We start from the raw sequence: 20,148 nt of genomic DNA on the forward strand, positions 1-20,148 counted from the left end.
AACACCGAACGCCCGCATAGCGCGCTGGGATACTTAACGCCGGAGCAGTTTGCTCAGGCGCATCGACAACAACGGTTTTTAACCCTGGACTCTATGTCGGTGCCGTACTAAGTCTGGGGGCAGGTCATGATCACGTAAAGGTGCAGTGTGATCCCCACGCCGCAAGCCTGCCGCTTTGGTACAGCCGTGAAATCGAATCGGAAATCGAAGCCCAGATGAACGTGCCGTATGCTGTGGCGATGGTCGCCCTTGGGTTCAAGAGCGGCGCCGAGTGGCACGATGATGCTGCGATGAATGATCCTCGCGTGCGGGAATTCATGCAGCGTGTCACCGTGGCGTCGCACCCACACTTCGAAGAGGTGCTAAAAGAAGACTCTCAGGCACGCATAGGCAGCGCTGAGGTTCACGCACGCGGCAAGCGTTTCACGCACGAGCTCCGGTATCGCAAGGGCTCTCCCGCTACCGACGCATCGCGAATGACGGACGACGAGCTGACCGATAAGTTCCACCACTGCGCCTCACGGGTGTTGTCGGAAGAGCGCGCTCGCCGAGTTGCGGACACGGTCTGGAACCTTGAAAAGCTCCAGGATCTAACCGGGCTTGCGCAAATCTGGTGATCTGTTGCTGGCCGGTGCAATCAGACGTCGGCTGGCCAGCCCTGTTCTTGCCTTGGCGTGAACCACGATAAACGTTTCCAGGACCTTGGCCAACGCCTGGGCTTCGTGGAACCCGACCCGCAGGCAACAACTTTCCGAAGATGTAAACATTGCCGAGTGCGCCAAGGCGCCGGGCGGCATGGTGGCATCATGGCAGCCACCGTACACTGCGGCAGTGTGCCCGTAACGCGGTAAGACGGAATTGCCTGGATTTCGGGTGTAGGCAGACGTGGTTTGCCTTGGGCCGTCCTGGCCGAGGCTCTGGGGAAAGCCGGCCACCGGATGCCGGCCACCGGGTCTGCCGGCCGCCGCGTCTGCCGGCCACCGGATAGGCCGGGGCCGCTTGCTGGTCCGCGCATGCCTCGCTCGGGGGCCGAGGGGCTCGCGCCGGGCCGGCGGCGAGAGGCAGGGACGTACCGGGTACGCCCTTTGCCTGCTTATTTCAGGTGGGCGTTGACCAGTTTGGTCAGTTCGAACATCGTGACTTGATCTTTGCCGAAGATCGGACGCAGCTTGGCGTCGGCATTGATGTTGCGCTTGTTGCTGGCATCTTGCAGGTTGTGCTTTTTAATGTATTCCCAGATCTTTTTGGTGACCTCGGTACGCGGCACGGCGTCCGAACCGATGACGGCAGCCAGCTCGGCGCTGGGGGTCAGGGGCTTCATGAATGCGGCGTTCGGCTTGCGGGCGGTCGCGGGTTTGGAGGTTGTAGCCATAATGCGGCGCTCCTTCTCTGGCTGTTGGAAAAATTGTCCTGCGGGCGGAGCATAACTTGTCTCCCCCGCAAAGACAAAGGCATTTATGCTCTGTAGCAACTAAAATGGGGACTTCATTGCCCCCTTACCAAGGTGTGTAACGGCACATGTACGCGAGATCTGCGCTTGAGTCCATCCGGCTCTTTCATGACGAATTGACGGCCCTGCGCCGCGACCTGCATGCGCATCCCGAACTCGGTTTCGAAGAGGTGCGCACCTCCGGCATTGTGGCTGGGGCGCTTGAGGCGTTGGGCATCGAAGTGCACCGCGGCATCGGTAAAACCGGTGTGGTGGGCGTGATTAGGGGCCGTGGGCGCGACAGCGGCCGCATGATAGGCCTGCGCGCGGACATGGACGCGCTGCCCATGACTGAAGACAACGACTTTGTACACAAGTCGAGCAAACCCGGTCTGATGCATGGCTGCGGACATGACGGCCACACTGCCATTTTGATCGGCGCGGCGCGCTATCTGGCGCAGACCCGCAATTTTGACGGCACGGCCGTGCTGATTTTCCAGCCTGCCGAAGAGGGCCGTGGCGGCGCGAAAGCCATGATGGAAGACGGGTTGTTCGACACGTTTCCGTGCGACGCCATCTACGCGCTGCACAACTGGCCGGGCCTGAAGCCCGGCACGATAGGCATCAACCCTGGGCCCATGATGGCCGCGGCCGACCGTTTCGAGATCTCGATCGTGGGGCGTGGCGGCCATGGCGCGCACCCGTACCAGACGATCGACCCGGTCACTATCGCGGGCCACGTTATCACGGCGTTGCAGACGATTGTGTCGCGCAATGTGAATCCGCTGGATTCGGCGGTGCTGTCCATCGGATCACTGCAGGCTGGCCACCCTGGCGCCATGAGCGTGATTCCCCGCGAAGCCAAGCTTGTCGGCACGGTGCGTACGTTCCGCAAGTCGGTGCAGGAAATGGTGGAGACGCGCATGCGCGAGCTGGTGGGCGCGATCGCAGGCGGCTTCGGTGCGACGGCCGAGATCATCTACGAGCGTATTTATCCGGCCACCCTGAACACGCCTCAGCACGCCAACCTGGTGGCCGATATCGCGACGGACCTTGTCGGCAAAGAGAACGTGGTGCGCGACCTGGTGCCTTCAATGGGCTCGGAAGACTTTTCTTTTATGCTGCAGGCCAAGCAGGGCGCGTATTTCCGCCTGGGCCAGGGCGGCGCCGAATCGGGCTGCGTGTTGCATAATTCGCGATTCGATTTCAATGATGCCGTGATTCCGCTGGGCAGTGCGATGTTCTGCGCGCTGGCCGAGCGCGGCATGCCTCTGGCAGAGTAACCGCCCTTGTGGCTTGTCCATGTCTACCCAAACCCTTACCCAGCTTACGATTACCCGCCCCGACGACTGGCACCTGCACCTGCGTGATGGCACGGCGCTGCAGGCAGTGGTGGGCGACACGGCACGGCAGTTTGCCCGCGCCATCATCATGCCGAACCTGCGGCCGCCGGTGACGACGACCGGACAGGCGCTGGCCTATCGTGAACGCATCGAGGCCGCGCTGCAAAGGCACGACGGGGCCCGGCCGTTTACGCCCCTGATGACGCTGTACCTGACTGACAACACCCCGGCAGAAGAGGTCGTGCGCGCGCATGAGTCGGGCCAGGTGTATGCGGTAAAGCTCTATCCCGCGGGCGCCACCACGAATTCCGACGCGGGGGTCACCGACCTGCTGGGCAAGTGCGGCCAGGCCCTGCAGGCGCTTGAGCGCTGCGGCATGCCGTTGCTGGTGCACGGCGAGGTGACCGACCCAGGCATCGATGTGTTCGACCGCGAGGCAGTGTTCATCGAGCGGGTGATGCAACCGCTGCGGCGCGCCTATCCAGGCCTGAAGGTCGTGTTCGAGCACATCACCACCAAAGAAGGCGCAGAGTATGTGCGCGACGCCGAAGGCCCCATCGGCGCGACGATTACGCCGCAGCACCTGCTGTATAACCGCAATGCGATCTTCCAGGGCGGGGTGCGCCCGCACTGGTACTGCTTGCCCATCCTCAAGCGAGAAGTGCATCGCCAGGCGCTGCTCGAGGCTGCCACGAGCGGCAATCCGCGCTTCTTCCTGGGCACCGACAGCGCGCCCCATGCGCGTGGCCTGAAAGAGCACGCCTGCGGTTGCGCGGGCTGCTATACGGCGTTGCACGCCATGGAGCTGTATGCCACCGCGTTCGAGCGGGTGGGGCGGCTGGACCGGCTTGAGGCTTTCGCCAGCTTTCACGGAGCCGATTTTTATGGCCTGCCGCGCAACACCGACACGCTGACGCTGCGGCGTGAAACGTACGAGGTGCCGGCCGAGGTGCCGTTCGGCGATACGTCGCTGGTGCCGCTGGCGGCGGGCGAATCGCTGGAGTGGCGCGTGGCCTAGGCGCCCCGGCGCGCATCCTGCAGAGCGGGCGGGCTGCCCGCCCCGCGTTCTTGCGCCTTGCCGGCTTCAGTTGTCGGCGCGCCGGGCCTCGAGCAGTTCCCAGCGTTCGAACTTTTGTTCCAGTTCGGCTTGCAGCTTTGCAAGCTCTTTATTGATGCGTTCGATTTCGTCGGGCGCATCGCGATACAGGGTGCCGTCGGCCAACTGGTTGGTCAAGGCTGCTTGCCGCGCCTCGATGTCGGCGATGGCATCGGGCAGGTTATCGAGCTCGCGCAGTTCCCAGGCACTGAGCCGCGCCGGACGTGATGGCCGGCTTCGCGCGGCCGCTTGCGGCACGGCCGGCTCAACGGCTTGCGCACGCGCGGGCTTGCTGGCGGCCACGGGGGCAGGGCGCTGGGCTACCCATTCGTCGTATCCGCCAACGTAGTCGCGCCATGTTCCCTCGCCCTCGCTGGCAATGGTCTGGGTGACGACGTTATTCAGGAACGCGCGATCGTGGCTGACGAGCAAGACCGTGCCTGCGTATTCCTGCAGCAATTCTTCAAGCAGTTCGAGCGTTTCGATGTCGAGGTCGTTGGTGGGTTCGTCGAGCACGAGCACGTTGGCCGGCCGCGCGAACAGGCGAGCCAGCAGCAGCCGTGCGCGCTCGCCGCCCGACAGGCTGCGCACCGGCGAACCCGCGCGCGCGGGCGAGAACAGGAAATCGCCCAGGTAGCTCATCACGTGCTTGCGCGCCCCGCCGATCTCGACCCATTCGCTGCCGGGGCTGATCACGTCCGCCAGCGTGGCGTCTTCATCGAGTTGTGCCCGCATCTGGTCGAAGTACGCCACGGCGACATTGCTGCCCAGGCGCGTCGAGCCGCTGTCGGGCGCGAGCTCGCCAAGGATGAGCTTGAGCAGTGTGGTTTTGCCTGCGCCGTTGGGGCCCACAATGCCGATGCGGTCGCCCCGCAGGATGGTGGTGCTGTAGTCCCGCACGACGATCTTGTCGCCAAACGCCTTGCTGACGTTTTCCAGCTCGGCCACCAGCTTGCCCGACCGTTGTCCTTCGGCCAACGCCAGGCTTACATTGCCCAGGCGTTCGCGGCGATTGGCGCGTTCCACGCGCAGCTGCTCCAGCCGGCGTACCCGGCCCTCGTTTCGGGTACGGCGTGCTTCGATGCCCTTGCGGATCCAGACTTCTTCCTGCGCCAGCAGCTTGTCGAACCGTTCTTGTTCGAGGCGCTCGGATTCCAGCCATTGCGCCTTGCGTTCTTGCCATTGCGAGAAATTGCCCGGAAAGCTGAGCAGGCGGCCGCGGTCGAGTTCGACGATGCGCGTGGCCACGGCATCGAGAAAGCGCCGGTCGTGCGTGATGATGACCGCCGCGCCTTTCCAGCCGCGCAACAGGTCTTCAAGCCATGCGATGCCGTCGAAATCGAGGTGATTGGTGGGTTCGTCCAGCAGCAGCAGGTCGGGTTCATCGACGAGCGCCCGCGCCAGCGCGACGCGCTTTCGCATGCCGCCCGAAAGGCCCGCCACCGGCGAGTCGGCGGGCAGGCCCAGGCGTTCCAGTGCGGCGCGCACTCGGGCCGGACGCTGCCAATCTTCGAGATCGTCCGCGGCGCCATGCACGACGTCGAACACCGAGAGCGCATCGTCCAGCACGGGCTCTTGTTCGACTGTTGCCACGCGCAGCCCGGACAAGCGCGCGATCTCGCCGTCATCGGGCTGGCTGCGGCCGTCGAGCAAGCGCAGCAATGACGATTTGCCGGCGCCGTTGCGGCCGATGAGGCCGATGCGCTCGCCCGCCTGGATGGTGAAGTCGGCCTGCGCCAACAGGGCGTGATGGCCATAGGCGAGCTGCACGCCGGCCAGGGTAATGAGAGGAGGTGCCGTAGCCATGAATGGAAAACTGCCAGATGCGATACAGCCGCTATTGTCGCAGGAAGCCCGGGCGGCGCGCCGGCTGTACTAAAATGGCCAGGCAAGACAGGTCGGGCAATCGCGGCGGATGCGAATCCGTCGAGGAAGGTCCGGACTCCACAGAGCGGGGTAACGGTTAACGGCCGTCCGGTTGCGCGGCAGTTTGCTGCCGCCGCAACCGAGGAATAGGGCCACAGAGACGAGTCTGCGGGGCGGGCGCGCCTGGCGCGCACCGGCACGGCCATCTCCGTGCCGCGCCATCCGGAAACGGGTGGCGGCATCGCAGGGTGAAACGCGGCAACCTCTACCCGGAGCAACACCAAATAGGCATGCGCGGGCCCCTCGGGGCCTGAAGGGCGGCTCGTCCAAGCATGCGGGTAGGTGGCTACAGCGGTCCAGCAATGGCCCGCGCAGAGGAATGATTGCCCGCCGGGGCGACCCGGCGTACAGAATCCGGCCTATAGACCTGTCTTGCTCCTGAATCCGAGCCGCATGGGCCGTTCCGCCCGAGGCAAGAGCGGAACGTAAGGCATTGAAAGGACGCCTGCGCGGCGACTTCTGAAGAAGGACTTTTAGTTGTTACTGCAACCCCCTGATTTATCAGGGGGTTTTTGCTTTGCAAATTTGGCGAATTGCTCTAAGTCCTTGTTGTGATTGAAAAAATTGCAACCGTGCGCTTGACCCCGATTGCCCATTCCCGTAGAGTGGGAAAAAGTAGGAATTTGTGCAATTAAGTGGGGTGAAAGTGGTGTTTCAGGGAAGCAGCGCGCTGACGCTCGATGCCAAGGGACGGATCTCGATTCCGACCCGGCATCGTGACGCGCTGATGGCGCAGGCCGAAGGCCGGCTGACCCTGACCCGCCATCCCGATGGCTGCCTGTTGGTGTATCCGCGGCAAGAGTGGGAAAAGAAGCGCGAGCAGATTGCCGCGTTCCCCATGTCTGCCCGCGCGCTCCAGCGGCTGCTGCTGGGTAACGCCCAGGACGTCGAGATCGACGGCTCTGGCCGCGTGCTCATCGCGCCTGAACTGCGCAACGCTTCCGGTATGACGCGCGATGTGATGCTGCTCGGCATGGGCGGCCACTTCGAGCTCTGGGATGCCGCTTCCCTGGCCCGCCGCGAGGCGGAAGATTTAGCTCAGGGGATGCCGGACGTGTTGAACCAGTTTTCGTTCTGAAACCGAGTATGGAATTCGAGCATCGGCCCGTGCTGCTGGAGCCGACGGTGGACGCGTTGCTGCTGGCCGATTTCGGCGGCAAGGGCGCGTCACGGTCGGTTGCCCGGCAGGGTGGCGCACAGGCCGATGCCAGGCAGCAGCACGGGGTGTTCGTCGACGGCACCTTCGGGCGGGGTGGTCACAGCCGCGAGCTATTGCGCCGGCTGGGCCCGCAGGCCCGGCTGGTGGTGTTCGACAAAGACCCGCAGGCAATCGCCGTGGCCACCAGTCTGGCCGCGAGCGATGCCCGGGTAGAGGTGGTGCATGGCGGTTTTGCCACCATGCGCGACGCCTTGGCCGCGCGAGGCATCGACGCGATCGATGGCGTGATGCTGGACCTGGGGGTGTCTTCTCCCCAGCTGGATGATGCCGAGCGTGGTTTTTCGTTTATGCGCGAAGGGCCGCTCGACATGCGGATGGATACGACCCGCGGCCCTACGGTGGCGGATTGGCTGGCGCAAGCCAGCGTGGATGAAATGCGGGAGGTCATAGCGGATTATGGCGAAGAACGGTTTGCTTTTCAGGTTGCAAAGGCGATTGCTGCTCGCCGCGCAACACGGCCGCTGCGCACCACGCTCGAGCTTGCCGAGTGCGTCGCCAGCGCCGTCCGCACGCGCGAAAAGGGGCAGCATCCGGCCACACGCACCTTTCAGGCTTTACGGATTTACATCAATCGGGAACTCGAAGAGCTCTCGCGCGCCCTCGCGTCAGCTCTAGAGCTGCTTGCCCCGGGGGGGAGGTTGGCAGTGATCAGTTTTCATTCGCTTGAAGACCGCATGGTCAAGCAGTGCATCGCGGCGGCGGCCAGGCCGGCTGCCGCGCATGCGCGCCTGCCCTTGCGCGAAAGCGAACTGCCGCAACCCCTGGTGCGTTCCCTGGGTCGAGTCCTGGCCGACGAGCAAGAGGTGGCCGCCAACGCGCGTGCGCGCTCGGCGGTGTTGCGCGTGGCTGAGCGCACGGACACGCCTCTGGACACGGCAGGCGCCGAGGCCCTGGTGCCGGCGATGCGCGTGCCGGGCGAGGCCGCGCCCGCGCGCCGCACCAAACGGAGGCCGCACTGATGGCACGCGCCTCCTTGTTCCTGGCCGTATTGTTGATGCTGTCGGCGATATCGCTGGTGACGAGCCGTTATCAGTCGCGCCAGTTATTTATAGAGCTGGATCGCAGCCACGCGCAGGCGCGCAGCCTGGATGTGGACTGGCGCCGCCTGCAACTGGAACGGGCCGAGCTCGCGCGCAATGCCCGGGTCGACCGCGCCGCGCGCGAAGACCTGAAAATGATCCCCATCGTGCCCGACCGCACGATCTACCTTAATCAGCCGGTCGTTCCGGCCGCGGGAGGCACGCAATGAAGCGCGTGCCTTTCTTCGATAACCCCGTGCTGCGCGGCCAGCTGCCCACGTGGCGCGCGCGCCTGGTGCAGCTGATGCTGCTGGGCGGCTTCGTGGTGCTGGCAGGGCGCGCCCTGTATCTGCAGGGTTTGTCTACCGAATTCCTGCAACAGCAGGGCGAACGGCGATACGAGCGCACGCTGACGCTGTCGGCCACCCGGGGCAAGATCCTCGACCGCAACGGCGTCGTTCTGGCGTCAAGCGTGCCGGCGCGCGCTATCTGGGCAATACCGGAAGACGTCAAACCTGCGACGGGCGCACAGCTGGGCGACCTGGCCAAGCTGCTCGGAACATCGGTCGCCGATCTGCGCGGCCGTCTGGCCGATGAAGAGCGCAACTTCGTGTACCTGAAGCGCCAGGTGCCGATGGAAATCGCCGAGCAGATCAAGAAGCTGGATGTGCCCGGTATCCATCAGCAGCCCGAAACCCGCCGCTATTACCCGGATGGCGAAGTCACGGCGCATCTGGTGGGATTCACCAATGTCGAAGACAAAGGCCAGGAAGGCGTCGAGCTGGCGTTCGATGACTTGCTGTCCGGCACGCCCGGCAGCCGCCGTGTGATCAAAGACCGGTTGGGACGCGTGATCGAAGACGTGCAGGCGGTGACGATGCCGGTGAACGGCCGCGATCTGCACCTGTCCATCGACACCAGGCTGCAGTACCTGGTTTATCGCGAACTGAGCGAGGCGCTCGAGCGCCACCAGGCGTCTGCGGCCAGCGCCATCATCATGGACGTCGCCACCGGCGAAATTCTGGCGATGGCCAGCCTGCCGACGTTCGACCCCAACCGTCGCGAGACTTTCCGCTCGACCAATCTGCGCAACCGCGCCATCACCGATACGTTCGAGCCGGGCTCGATCATGAAGCCCTTTACCGTCGCGCTGGCGTTGGATCTTGGGCGTATCACGACCAACACGCAGTTCGACACCGGCAACGGCGCTTTCCGCTACCAGGGAAGCACCATTCACGATGTCAGCCGCAACGGCACGCTGACGGTGGGCGGCGTGTTGCGCCGCTCCAGCAACATCGGCATGACCATGATCGCCGACAAACTCGATTCGCGCGAAATGTGGGAACGCTTCACCGAACTGGGCTTCGGGCGGGCGCCGCAGCTGGGCTTTCCGGGCGCCGCGCCCGGACGCCTGCGGCCATGGGATCGCTGGCGCCTTATCGAGAAGGCCACCATGGCATATGGATACGGGCTGTCCGCATCCTTGCTGCAGGTGGCGCGTGCGTATACCGTTTTTGCCCGCGAGGGCGACATGGTGTCTCCCACGCTGGTCAAGCGCGACAGCGCCCCGACCAGCGTCAAGGTCTACACCCCCCAGGTGGCCGGATTGGTGCGCTCGATGCTCGAGGCAGCCGCCGGACCCGACGGCGCTAAGGCGGCTCAGGTGCAGGGGTATCGCGTGGCAGGCAAGAGCGGTACGGCGCGAAAAATTGTCGACGGCAAGTACAGCACCCAGCGTTACCGCAGTTCGTTCGTGGGTTTTGCGCCCGTGTCCAACCCCCGCATTGTGGTGGCTGTGTCCATCGACGAGCCCAGAACCGGCGGTTACTACGGCGGCGCGATTGCCGCGCCGGTGTTTTCCACGATCACGGGCGGCAGCCTGCGCATGATAGGCGTGCAACCCGATGCCCCGTTCGAATCGACGATCGTGGCCGGCGTCCAGGAGCCCGCGCGATGAGCCCCGCACGCGTCATTGCCACCGCGGCCGACGCACTGGCCTGGCTGCGCTCGCGCGTATCCGGCGAGGCGCATTTGCGCCTGGATTCGCGCGAGGTGAATGCAGGCGACGTCTTTGTGGCCTGCCCCGGCGGATCTGCCGATGGACGCGCCTATATCGAACAGGCGCTCGCGCAGGGCGCCGCCGCGGTGCTTTGCCAGTCGCCGGCCCCGGCCGGCGTGGCCGGAGATTCCCGCGTCCTGGCCGTGCAAGCGTTGCGCCCGATGCTGGGCGAGCTCGCCGACGATTGGTACGGGCGCCCGTCGTCGCAACTGAGCGTGGTGGCGATCACCGGAACCAACGGCAAGACATCATGCGTGCAATGGATTGCACAGGCGCTGAGCGCCGCCGGAAAGCCGTGCGGCAGCATCGGCACGCTGGGCGCGTTGCTGCCCGACGGCAGTTCGCTGGGCGGCCACTTGACGACCCCGGATGTCCTGAGCGTGCATCGCATCCTGGCGCAAATGCAGGCCGCGGGCGCCCAGGCCGTCGCCCTGGAGGCGTCGTCCATAGGGCTGGACCAGGGTCGGCTCGACGGCGTGCGCATTGCAGTGGCGGGCTTTACCAACCTGACGCGCGACCATCTCGACTACCACGGCTCGATGGAGCGCTACGAACAGGCCAAGGCCGGGTTGTTCAATTGGCCCGGCCTGGCGGCCGCGGTGATCAATGCCGATGACGCCGCCGGCGACCGCTTGTTGCGCGCATTGCCTGGCGAGCGGGCCGTGGGATACAGCCAGCAGGGCATGGCGGTGGCATTCCAGGCGCGCGACCTGCAGGCCACGGCGCACGGCCAGGTGTTCGTGCTGGCCTCGCCCGATGGCGAGGCCCAGATCGTCACATCGCTGCTGGGGCGCCACAACATATCGAACCTGCTGCTGGTAGCCGGCGTGCTGTACAAGCTGGGTGCGCCCTTGAGCCAGATTGCCAAGGCGCTGAGCGCCACGCGCCCGGTGGATGGCCGCCTGCAGGTGGTCGTTCCCGTGCCGTTGCGTGCTTCGACCGCTGCGAGCCGCGGGCCGCTGGTCGTGGTGGACTATTCCCACACGCCGGACTCGCTTGCGCGCGCGCTGCTGGCGCTGCGGCCGGTGGCCGATGCGCGCGGCGGCCGCCTGGTGTGCCTGTTCGGGTGCGGCGGCGAGCGCGATGCGGGCAAGCGGCCGGAAATGGGCCGTATTGCCGCGGAACTGGCCGACAAGGTCACCGTGTCCAGCGACAATCCGCGCGGCGAAGATGCCGAGGCGATCATCTCGCAGATTCTCGCGGGGGTTCCGGCAGGGACGCGCTTGCATGTAGACCCGGATCGGGCGCGCGCCATCCTGCAATCGATCTGGGCGGCCGATCCTGACGACGTGGTGCTGCTCGCTGGCAAGGGCCACGAAACCTACCAGGAAATCAACGGCAACCGCTTGCCGTTCGACGACCGCGAATGGGCCCGGCTGGCCTTGTTGTTGCCGCAGGCCGCCGCGCTGTCCACCGATACCCGGCGTATTGGCGAGAACGAAATTTTCCTGGCACTGGTTGGCGAGCAGTTCGACGGCCACGCCTATGTGCTCCAGGCGCAGGCCGCCGGCGCCTGCGCGGCGATCGTGGCGCATCCTGTCGAAGGCGTGACGCTTGCGCAACTGGTGGTGGGCGACACTCGCCAGGCGTTGCAGCGTATCGGCGCGGCGTGGCGGGCCCGGTATTCGCTGCCCGTGATCGGCGTGGCCGGCAGCAATGGCAAGACCACGACCAAAGAAATGGTCGCCGCCATATTGGCCGACTGGCAGGGCGAAGCGGGCCGGCTGGCGACGGCGGGCAACTTCAATAACGACATAGGCGTGCCGCTGACTCTGCTGCGGCTGCGTCCGCAACACCGTGCCGCAGTGTTCGAGCTGGGCATGAACCATCCGGGCGAAATCGCGGGCCTGGCGGCGATGGCGGCTCCTTCCGTTGCGCTGATCACCAACGCGCAGCGCGAGCACCAGGAGTTCATGCATTCGGTCGAGGCGGTGGCGCGGGAAAACGGCGCCACGATCGAGGCCTTGCCGGTCGACGGCGTGGCGGTGTTCCCGGGCGACGACCCGCATTGCGGTATCTGGGAGGCCCAGGCGGGCGCGCGCCGCGTGCTGCGCTTTGGATTGCAGCCGGGGCTGGATGTCTATGCCGAACAGATCGACGCCACGCCGCAGGGCACGCGCTGCCAGGTGGTGACCCCTGCCGGCACCGCCACATTGGCGTTGCCCGTTCCGGGGCTGCATAACTTGCGCAATGCCCTGGCCGCCATTGCTGCAGCGCTGGCAGCCGGCGCACCCTTGGCCGGTGCGGTGCGCGCCCTGGCCGGGTTCAGCGCCGTGGCGGGCCGCATGCAGCGCGTGGTGCTGGAAGACGGCGCCGTGCTGATCGACGACACCTATAACGCCAATCCCGATTCGGTGCGCGCCGCGGTGGATGTGCTGGCCACGATGCCGGCACCTCGCGCCCTGGTGCTGGGCGACATGGGCGAGGTAGGAGAAAACGGCCCGGCCATGCACCGCGAAGTGGGCGAATACGCCCGCGAGCATGGCATCGACAGGCTCTATACGCTGGGCGAGGCCAGCCGCGATAGCGCGGCTGCGTTCGGTCCGGGCGCGGCCGTGTGCGATACGGTTGAAGACATTGTGGCCGCGTTGCGCGGCGCGGGCCACGCAAGCATTCTGGTGAAAGGTTCGCGCTTTATGCGCATGGAGCGGGTAGTGAAGGTGCTGTCGACGAACAATAACAAGACCACGGCCGGGCGCCAGGGAGACCCGCATGCTGCTTGAGATTGCCCGCTGGCTGTCCGATGACGTCCGTGCGATCGGCGTGCTGGAATACATTACGCTGCGCGCCGTGCTGGCCTGCGCCACCGCGCTGTTGATCGGCCTGTTGGCCGGGCCGCGGGTGATCCGCAAGCTTACCGAAATGAAGATCGGCCAGGCCGTGCGCGCCTACGGCCCCGAGTCGCACCTGGTCAAGACCGGCACGCCGACGATGGGCGGCGCGCTTATCCTGATTGCCATCGCCATCAGCACGGTGCTCTGGGCAGACTGGACCAACCGTTTCGTGTGGGTGGTATTGCTCGTGACCTTCGGTTTCGGCTGGATCGGCTGGATGGACGACTACCGCAAGGTGGTGTACCGCGATCCGGAAGGGATGCCGGCGCGGCAGAAATTCTTCTGGCAAGCCACCATAGGCCTGGTTGCGGCGGTATATCTGGCTTTCGCGGTATCTGCGCCCGCCAACACCGAACTGTGGCCTTTGTTCAAGGCATGGGTGAGCAGCGGCTTTGCCATGCCCTTGCCGACGCGCGCCGACCTGATCGTGCCGTTTTTCAAGTCGGTGAGCTACCCGCTGGGCGTGCTGGGCTTCGTGGCCCTGACCTGGGCGGTGATCGTGGGAACGAGCAATGCCGTCAACCTGACCGACGGCCTGGACGGGCTGGCCATCATGCCCACCGTGATGGTGGGCAGCGCGCTAGGCATATTTGCCTACGTGGTCGGGCGGGTCGACTATTCCAAGTACCTGTTGTTTCCCTACATTCCGGGCGCCGCAGAACTGATGGTGCTGTGCGCGGCCATTGCGGGCGCCGGCCTGGCTTTCCTGTGGTTCAACGCATACCCGGCCCAGGTGTTCATGGGCGACGTCGGCGCGCTGGCACTGGGCGGCGCCCTTGGCACCATCGCGGTGATCGTCCGGCAGGAAATCGTGCTTTTCATCATGGGCGGCGTGTTCGTCGTGGAAACCCTGTCGGTGATGATGCAGGTGACCTGGTTCAAGTACACCAAGCGCAAGTACGGACAAGGGCGGCGCATATTCCGCATGGCGCCGCTGCACCATCATTTCGAGGTCGGCGGCTGGAAGGAAACCCAGGTCGTCGTGCGCTTCTGGATCATCAGCATGATGCTGGTGCTGATCGGCCTTTCCACTTTGAAGTTGCGATGAACAGTAGTACCGAGCCCCTTCGCACCGATGCGCCGCGCGTCCTGATCCTTGGATTGGGCGAGACCGGCGTGGCTGCCGCGCGCTGGTGCGCGCGGCAAGGTGCGGCCCTGCGCGTGGCGGACACGCGCGACGCCCCTGGGGGGCTCGCTGCGCTGCGCGAGGCGCTGGCGGACGCGCAAGTAGAGTATTGCCTGGGGTGCGGCGACGTCTTCGACCCGGCGCTGCTTGATGGCGTGGCGCAGCTGGTGCTGAGCCCGGGGCTGGCACCGGCGCAGTCGCCGGCCCGCGAGCTTCTGGGCGAGGCCGCCGCGCGCGGCATCGAAGTGGTGGGTGAAATTGAACTGTTCGCCCGCGCACTGGCTGAATTGGCCGAATCGCGCGAGTATCGGCCGAAGGTGCTGGCGGTGACCGGCACCAACGGCAAGACCACCGTTACCGCACTGACCCGGCAGCTTGTCGAGGCAGGCGGGCTCTCGGCGCGCGCGGCCGGCAATATCGGGCCGGCCGCATTGGCCGCGCTGCTCGAAGCCCTGGACACGGATGCGTTGCCCCAGGTCTGGGTGCTGGAGCTGTCCAGCTTCCAGATCGAAACCACCCGCAGCCTGATGGCCGACGCCGCGGTCGTGCTCAACGTCACGCAAGATCACCTGGACTGGCACGGCGGCATGGACGCCTATGCCAGCGCCAAGGCACGCCTGTTGCAGATGGCGCGCGTGGCCATCGTCAACCGCGACGATTCGCGCGTAGCGGCGATGGTCGAGGCACTGGAAGGCATGCAGGTGCGCAGTTTTGGGCGGGAAGCGCCGGTGCTGGTGGGCGACATGGGGCTGGAGTCGGGCCAGGGCATGGCATGGCTGGCCGCCAGCGAGCCTAACGATTTCGACGAGCCCGCGCCGCCGGTGCGGCGCAAGAAGAATGCGCCGCCGCCGACCCGGGCGGTGGGGCGGCTGAGCCGCCTGATGCCGCTGGACGCGCTGCGCATCCGTGGCCTGCACAACGGCCTGAACGCGCTGGCCGCGCTGCAGCTCGCGCGCGTGCTGGATATCGGCTGGGGGCCGATGCTGCGCGCCTTGCGCGACTATGCCGGCGAGCCGCATCGCGCCGCTTTCGTGCGTACCATCGGCGGCGTCGACTATATCAACGACAGCAAGGGCACCAATGTGGGCGCCACCGTGGCGGCGCTGGAAGGCCTGGGCCAGCCCGTGGTGCTGATCGCGGGCGGGCTGGGCAAAGGGCAGGACTTCTCGCCGCTGTCGCGGGTGGTCGCCCGTCATGCGCGGGCGGTGGTGCTGATCGGCGCCGATGGCCCGCAGATCGGCAGCGCGCTTGAAGGCACGGGCATACCGTGCGTGGCGGCAGCCGACATGCGCGACGCGGTGCGCCGCGCGGCTGACCTGGCCCAGCCGGGCGATGCCGTGTTGCTGTCACCCGCCTGCGCGAGCATGGACATGTTCCGCAATTATCCTCACCGCGGCGCCGTGTTCATGGAAGAGGTCGAAGACCTTGCCCGCGACCGGGGAGAAGTGTGATGAGCCTGTTCGCCGACCTGACCGCCAGCGTCAATGCCGTACGGCCGGGACGCACCCGCATGCGCAACTACGATGCGCCGCTGGCGCTCGCGGCCACGACGCTGCTGCTGCTCGGCCTGCTCATGGTGTATTCGGCATCCATCGCCCTGGCCGACGGCCCGCGATACGCGTCTTACGGGCGCTACTATTTCGTGCTGCGCCACGGCCTGTTCATGTGCGCCGGCCTGCTGGCAGGCGCCGTCGTGCTGACAATACCTTTGCGCGTCTGGCAGCGCCTGGCCATGCCGGGCTTCATGGTGTCGCTGGCCTTGCTGGTGCTGGTGCTGATACCGGGCGTGGGCAACGAAGTCAACGGCGCGCACCGCTGGATCCCGCTGGGTCCGCTGAATTTCCAGCCGTCCGAACTCATGAAGCTGGGCGCACTGCTTTACGCGGCGGACTACACCGTGCGCAAGCAGGAACACATGCAGGCGTTTGCGCGCGGCTTCTTGCCGATGGCTTGCGCGCTGGGCGGCGTGGGCATGCTGCTGTTGCTGGAGCCCGACCTGGGCGCGTTCATCGTGATCGTGGCCATCGCCGTGGGCATCCTGTTTCTGGGCGGCATCAATGGCAAGTATTTCAGCAGCCTGCTGGCGGTGCTGGTTGGCACCTTCCTGGCCCTGATCTGGCTGTCTCCCTGGCGTCGCGCGCGGCTGTTCGCGTATCTCGACCCCTGGAATGAGGCCAATGCCTATGGCAGCGCCTACCAGTTGTCGCACTCGCTGATCGCCCTGGGACGCGGCGAATGGCTGGGCGTGGGCCTGGGCGCAAGCGTAGAAAAACTGCATTACCTGCCCGAGGCCCATACAGATTTCCTGATGGCCGTGGTGGGCGAAGAACTGGGATTTGCCGGCGTGTTGCTGGTCATCGTGCTGTTCGTGGTGCTCATCCAGCGCGGCTTTGATATCGGCAGGCAGGCCATCGCCATGGAGCGCACTTTCGCGGGCCTGGTCGCGCACGGCGTGGCGATCTGGTTCGGCGTGCAGGCGTTTATCAATATGGGCGTATGCCTGGGCCTGCTGCCTACCAAAGGGCTGACGCTGCCGCTGATGAGCTATGGGGGGTCTGGCCTCGTCATGAATCTTTGCGGCCTGGCGCTGTTGCTGCGGGTCGACATCGAGAACCGCATCATGATGCGAGGAGGCCGCGTATGAGCGCGCGCACGATCCTCATCATGGCCGGGGGCACGGGCGGGCACATCATGCCGGGCCTGGCCGTGGCCGACGTGCTGCGCGAACGCGGCTGGCGCGTGCAGTGGCTGGGCAACCCCGACAAGATGGAGGGCCGCCTGGTCCCGCCGCGAGGCATCGAACTGTTGCCCCTGCACTTCCAGGGCGTGCGCGGCCGCGGGGCCGCCGCGTTGCTGAAACTGCCGTTCTTGCTGTTGCGCGCCTGCGCACAGGCATGGGGCCATTTGTCCAGATCCCGCCCCGATGTCGTGCTGGGCATGGGCGGTTATGTGGCTTTCCCGGGCGGCGCGATGGCGGCCTTGCGCGGATTGCCGCTGGTGGTGCATGAACAGAACGCGGTGGCCGGCAGCGCCAACCGCTGGCTGGCGCGCATGGCGCGCCGCGTGCTCAGCGGCTTCCCGGATGTATTGCCGCGTGGAGAAGTGCTGGGCAATCCGGTGCGCCGGGCCATGACCGAGCTTGCCGAGCCCGCCACGCGCTACGCTGAGCGTACGGGCCCGTTGCGCCTGCTGGTGGTGGGCGGCAGCCTGGGCGCGCAGGCGTTGAACACCACGTTGCCGCGCGCGCTCGCGATGCTCGATCCGCAGGACCGCCCGCACGTGACACACCAGGCCGGCGAGCAGCATCTGCAGCCGCTGCGGCAAGGCTATGCCGACGCAGGCGTGCAGGCCGATTGCCGCGATTTCATCGACGACATGGCGGCCGAGATGGGCCGCGCCGACCTCTTGGTATGCCGGGCCGGCGCCATGACGGTGGCCGAAGTGGCGGCGGCCGGCGTTGCCGCGCTTTTCGTGCCGTTTCCGCACGCGATCGACGACCACCAGACCGCGAACGCGCGTTTTCTCAGCGACTCGCAGGCGGCGTGGCTGTGCGCGCAGTCCGATCTGACTCCCGAGTGGCTGGCCGGGTGGCTGCGCCAGCGCTCCCGCCCCGAACTACAGGCCGTGGCCGAGCGGGCGCGCCAACATGCGCGCCCCGACGCGGCGGCCCATATCGCCGATGTCTGCGAACAGGCAGCGAGGCGCACACCATGAAACACAGAATCCAGCATATTCATTTCGTCGGCATCGGCGGTTCGGGCATGAGCGGCATCGCCGAGGTGCTGCTCAACCTGGGCTACACCATCAGCGGTTCCGACCTGCAGGAATCGGCCGTGACGCGCCGCCTGTCTTCGCTTGGGGCGCAGGTAACCATAGGCCACACCGCGGCGAACGTAGCCGGCGCCGACGCCATCGTCACGTCCACGGCCGTGGCGGGCGACAACCCCGAAGTGCTGGCCGCCCGCGCCGCCGGCATTCCGGTGGTGCCGCGCGCCATCATGCTGGCCGAACTCATGCGCCTGAAGCGCGGCATCGCGGTGGCGGGCACGCACGGCAAGACCACCACCACCAGCCTGGTGGCCAGCGTGCTGGCCGCCGGCGACCTGGACCCCACTTTTGTCATCGGCGGCCGCCTGACATCGGCCGGCGCCAATGCGCGGCTGGGGCAGGGCGAGTACATCGTGGTCGAGGCCGACGAATCCGACGCATCGTTCCTGAACCTGCTGCCGGTGATGGCGATCGTGACGAATATCGATGCCGATCACATGGACACCTATGGCCACGATGTGGCGCGGCTCAAGAGCGCATTTATCGAATTCACCCAGCGCCTGCCGTTCTATGGCAGCGCCGTGCTGTGCGCCGACGACGCCAATGTGCGCGAGATCATGCCGTTCGTGTCGCGCCCCATTACCACCTATGGCCTGAGCGACGACGCCCACGTGCGCGCCGACAATGTGCAGGCCGATGGCACCCGCATGTGCTTTACGGTACAGCGCCGCAACCGTGACGAGGTGCTGCCGCCATTGAGTATCGAGCTGAACCTTCCGGGCCTGCACAACGTGCGCAATGCGCTGGCGGCCGTGGCCATCGCAACCGAACTCGGCGTGCGCGACGAGGCCATCAGCCAGGCCCTGTCTTCGTTCAAGGGAGTGGGGCGGCGGTTCACGCAGGTGGGCGAGTTCGCCGTGCCTGCCTCGCACGGTGGCGGCCGGTTTACCGTGATCGACGATTACGGCCATCACCCCGTGGAAATGGCCGCCACGCTGGCAGCCGCGCGCGGCGCCTGGCCCGACCGCCGCATCGTGCTGGCGTTCCAGCCGCACCGCTACACGCGCACGCGCGACTGCTTCGAGGACTTCGTGCGGGTGCTGGGCGGCGCCGATGCCGTGCTGTTGACCGAGGTCTACGCCGCGGGCGAGCAGCCGCTGGTGGCGGCCGACGGGCGTGCCCTGGCCCGCGCGTTGCGCGTGGCGGGTCGTATCGAGCCCGTGTTCGTAGAAGATGTGGCCGACCTGCCAGCCGCCGTGCTGGACTTCGTGCGCGACGGCGATGTGGTGGTCGTGATGGGCGCCGGCTCTATCAGCAAAGTCCCCGGCCTGATCGGAGAACTGGCATGAACCAGAAACCGCCAACCCGGAATATTGATGTGCAGGCCCTGGGCAAAGTGGGCGTGCTGTACGGCGGTCGATCTGCCGAGCGCGAGGTGTCGTTGATGTCCGGCGCAGGCGTGCATCAGGCGCTGTGTTCGGCGGGCGTGGACGCGCACCTGTTCGACACGGGCGAGCGATCGCTGGCGGAACTGGCCGCGGCCGGATTCGACCGCGTTTTCATCGCGCTGCATGGCCGCTACGGCGAAGACGGCACGCTGCAGGGCGCGCTTGAGCTGCTGGGTTTGCCTTATACGGGCAGCGGCCCGATGGCCTCGAGCCTGGCCATGGACAAGACGATGACCAAGCGGGTCTGGCTGCAGCACGGGCTGACCACGCCTGCTTTCGAGTTGCTGGACGCCGGTTCGGAGCTGCGCACGGTGCCCGACCGGCTGGGCCTGCCGCTCATCTTGAAGCCGCCGCACGAAGGCTCCACGGTAGGCATTACCAAGGTGGTCGGTTATTCCGATATGCAGGATGGTTACGCGCAGGCGGCAAAGTTCGACGACCGCGTGCTGGCCGAACAATTCATCGCGGGACGCGAACTGACCGTGGCGGTGCTGGGCACCGGGCGATCGGCGCGCGCGCTGCCGGTGATCGAGATCGTGGCGCCCGGCGGCAACTACGACTACGAACACAAATATTTTTCGGATGACACGCAGTACTTCTGCCCGGCCGACTTGCCCGATGCCGTGGCGTCGCGCGTGGCCGAGCTGGCGGTGGATGCGTACCGGGCGCTCGATTGCGCGGGCTGGGGCCGCATCGACATGATGCTGGACGCCAACCACCAGCCGTGGCTGCTGGAGGCCAACACGTCGCCCGGGATGACGAGCCATTCGCTGGTGCCCATGGCGGCCAAGGCCGTAGGCATGAGCTACGCCGAACTGTGTGTGTCTATTGTGGCCGAGGCAGCGTGCAAGGTACGCAGCCCCGCACGCAACTCTTGACCA

16 protein-coding genes and 1 other RNA gene are annotated in these 20,148 nt (G+C 66.2%); 15 read left to right on the forward strand and 2 right to left on the reverse strand.

The features are described 5' to 3' along the window. The first annotated feature begins 140 nt into the window (after positions 1-140). On the forward strand, positions 141-617 hold the full coding sequence (locus CAL19_RS02325) for an MmgE/PrpD family protein (RefSeq protein WP_170941494.1): 477 nt from the start codon (positions 141-143) through the stop codon (positions 615-617). A 476-nt stretch (positions 618-1,093) separates the two neighbouring features. Here the strand turns inward: CAL19_RS02325 and CAL19_RS02330 are convergent, their stop codons facing one another. Then, entirely contained in the window at positions 1,094-1,372 is a 279-nt protein-coding gene (locus CAL19_RS02330) for an SWIB/MDM2 domain-containing protein (protein WP_026641087.1), read from the reverse strand. A 146-nt stretch (positions 1,373-1,518) separates the two neighbouring features. Here CAL19_RS02330 and CAL19_RS02335 point away from each other — a divergent pair, with 146 nt between their 5' ends. Continuing rightward, the gene (locus CAL19_RS02335; protein WP_026641086.1) at positions 1,519-2,712 is read left to right on the forward strand and encodes a M20 aminoacylase family protein; all 1,194 of its coding nucleotides are present in this window, start codon (positions 1,519-1,521) and stop codon (positions 2,710-2,712) included. A gap of 19 nt (positions 2,713-2,731) precedes the next feature. Beyond that, complete coding sequence (pyrC, locus tag CAL19_RS02340; protein WP_094795928.1) at positions 2,732-3,790, forward strand: dihydroorotase; 1,059 nt, start codon at positions 2,732-2,734, stop codon at positions 3,788-3,790. 66 nt (positions 3,791-3,856) lie between these two features. On the opposite strand, the gene CAL19_RS02345 is transcribed toward pyrC, so the two are convergent. Further along, a complete protein-coding gene (locus CAL19_RS02345; RefSeq protein ID WP_026641084.1) occupies positions 3,857-5,674 on the reverse strand; it encodes an ATP-binding cassette domain-containing protein in 1,818 nt (605 codons plus the stop codon). A gap of 84 nt (positions 5,675-5,758) precedes the next feature. Between CAL19_RS02345 and rnpB the strand changes: the two genes are divergently transcribed. The 12 genes from rnpB (at position 5,759) to CAL19_RS02405 (ending at position 20,145) form a co-directional block, all read left to right on the forward strand. Beyond that, an RNA gene (gene rnpB / locus CAL19_RS02350) (RNase P RNA component class A) lies at positions 5,759-6,172 on the forward strand. 271 nt (positions 6,173-6,443) lie between these two features. After that, entirely contained in the window at positions 6,444-6,872 is a 429-nt protein-coding gene (mraZ, locus tag CAL19_RS02355; protein WP_026641083.1) for a division/cell wall cluster transcriptional repressor MraZ, read from the forward strand. Between the two features lie 8 nt (positions 6,873-6,880). After that, positions 6,881-7,972: a 16S rRNA (cytosine(1402)-N(4))-methyltransferase RsmH gene (gene rsmH, locus CAL19_RS02360; protein WP_026641082.1), complete on the forward strand. Its 1,092-nt coding sequence runs from the start codon at positions 6,881-6,883 to the stop codon at positions 7,970-7,972. Further along, entirely contained in the window at positions 7,972-8,262 is a 291-nt protein-coding gene (gene ftsL, locus CAL19_RS02365; RefSeq protein WP_026641081.1) for a cell division protein FtsL, read from the forward strand. The genes rsmH and ftsL overlap by 1 nt, the downstream gene beginning before the upstream one ends. Then, a complete protein-coding gene (locus CAL19_RS02370) occupies positions 8,259-9,989 on the forward strand; it encodes a peptidoglycan D,D-transpeptidase FtsI family protein (protein ID WP_026641080.1) in 1,731 nt (576 codons plus the stop codon). The genes ftsL and CAL19_RS02370 overlap by 4 nt, the downstream gene beginning before the upstream one ends. Then, positions 9,986-12,814 (forward strand): bifunctional UDP-N-acetylmuramoyl-L-alanyl-D-glutamate--2,6-diaminopimelate ligase MurE/UDP-N-acetylmuramoyl-tripeptide--D-alanyl-D-alanine ligase MurF, encoded by a 2,829-nt coding sequence (gene murF, locus CAL19_RS02375; protein ID WP_038852600.1) that lies wholly within the window; start codon positions 9,986-9,988, stop codon positions 12,812-12,814. The genes CAL19_RS02370 and murF overlap by 4 nt, the downstream gene beginning before the upstream one ends. Further along, on the forward strand, positions 12,804-13,973 hold the full coding sequence (mraY, locus tag CAL19_RS02380; RefSeq protein WP_026641078.1) for a phospho-N-acetylmuramoyl-pentapeptide-transferase: 1,170 nt from the start codon (positions 12,804-12,806) through the stop codon (positions 13,971-13,973). The genes murF and mraY overlap by 11 nt, the downstream gene beginning before the upstream one ends. After that, the gene (gene murD, locus CAL19_RS02385) at positions 13,970-15,502 is read left to right on the forward strand and encodes a UDP-N-acetylmuramoyl-L-alanine--D-glutamate ligase (RefSeq protein WP_094795929.1); all 1,533 of its coding nucleotides are present in this window, start codon (positions 13,970-13,972) and stop codon (positions 15,500-15,502) included. Before mraY ends, murD begins: the two co-directional genes overlap by 4 nt. After that, a complete protein-coding gene (gene ftsW, locus CAL19_RS02390) occupies positions 15,502-16,695 on the forward strand; it encodes a putative lipid II flippase FtsW (protein ID WP_026641076.1) in 1,194 nt (397 codons plus the stop codon). Before murD ends, ftsW begins: the two co-directional genes overlap by 1 nt. Beyond that, the gene (murG, locus tag CAL19_RS02395; RefSeq protein ID WP_094795930.1) at positions 16,692-17,765 is read left to right on the forward strand and encodes an undecaprenyldiphospho-muramoylpentapeptide beta-N-acetylglucosaminyltransferase; all 1,074 of its coding nucleotides are present in this window, start codon (positions 16,692-16,694) and stop codon (positions 17,763-17,765) included. Before ftsW ends, murG begins: the two co-directional genes overlap by 4 nt. Then, positions 17,762-19,168, forward strand: coding sequence for a UDP-N-acetylmuramate--L-alanine ligase (gene murC / locus CAL19_RS02400; RefSeq protein WP_026641074.1), 1,407 nt, complete (start codon positions 17,762-17,764; stop codon positions 19,166-19,168). The genes murG and murC overlap by 4 nt, the downstream gene beginning before the upstream one ends. Further along, a complete protein-coding gene (locus CAL19_RS02405; RefSeq protein WP_094795931.1) occupies positions 19,165-20,145 on the forward strand; it encodes a D-alanine--D-alanine ligase in 981 nt (326 codons plus the stop codon). Before murC ends, CAL19_RS02405 begins: the two co-directional genes overlap by 4 nt. Positions 20,146-20,148 lie beyond the last annotated feature (3 nt).

The organism is Bordetella genomosp. 7, assembly GCF_002261265.1.
Taxonomy (GTDB): domain Bacteria; phylum Pseudomonadota; class Gammaproteobacteria; order Burkholderiales; family Burkholderiaceae_B; genus Bordetella_A.

Bases quoted from the DNA above. Each gene is read 5' to 3' on its own strand.
- CAL19_RS02405 (WP_094795931.1), top strand. From the start codon at position 19,165: ATGAACCAGAAACCGCCAACCCGGAATATTGATGTGCAGGCCCTGGGC.
- mraY (WP_026641078.1), top strand. From the start codon at position 12,804: ATGCTGCTTGAGATTGCCCGCTGGCTGTCCGATGACGTCCGTGCGATC.
- murG (WP_094795930.1), top strand. From the start codon at position 16,692: ATGAGCGCGCGCACGATCCTCATCATGGCCGGGGGCACGGGCGGGCAC.
- rsmH (WP_026641082.1), top strand. From the start codon at position 6,881: ATGGAATTCGAGCATCGGCCCGTGCTGCTGGAGCCGACGGTGGACGCG.
- CAL19_RS02330 (WP_026641087.1), bottom strand. From the start codon at position 1,372: ATGGCTACAACCTCCAAACCCGCGACCGCCCGCAAGCCGAACGCCGCA.
- CAL19_RS02335 (WP_026641086.1), top strand. From the start codon at position 1,519: ATGTACGCGAGATCTGCGCTTGAGTCCATCCGGCTCTTTCATGACGAA.
- ftsL (WP_026641081.1), top strand. From the start codon at position 7,972: ATGGCACGCGCCTCCTTGTTCCTGGCCGTATTGTTGATGCTGTCGGCG.
- pyrC (WP_094795928.1), top strand. From the start codon at position 2,732: ATGTCTACCCAAACCCTTACCCAGCTTACGATTACCCGCCCCGACGAC.
- ftsW (WP_026641076.1), top strand. From the start codon at position 15,502: ATGAGCCTGTTCGCCGACCTGACCGCCAGCGTCAATGCCGTACGGCCG.
- CAL19_RS02345 (WP_026641084.1), bottom strand. From the start codon at position 5,674: ATGGCTACGGCACCTCCTCTCATTACCCTGGCCGGCGTGCAGCTCGCC.
- CAL19_RS02370 (WP_026641080.1), top strand. From the start codon at position 8,259: ATGAAGCGCGTGCCTTTCTTCGATAACCCCGTGCTGCGCGGCCAGCTG.
- murF (WP_038852600.1), top strand. From the start codon at position 9,986: ATGAGCCCCGCACGCGTCATTGCCACCGCGGCCGACGCACTGGCCTGG.
- murC (WP_026641074.1), top strand. From the start codon at position 17,762: ATGAAACACAGAATCCAGCATATTCATTTCGTCGGCATCGGCGGTTCG.
- murD (WP_094795929.1), top strand. From the start codon at position 13,970: ATGAACAGTAGTACCGAGCCCCTTCGCACCGATGCGCCGCGCGTCCTG.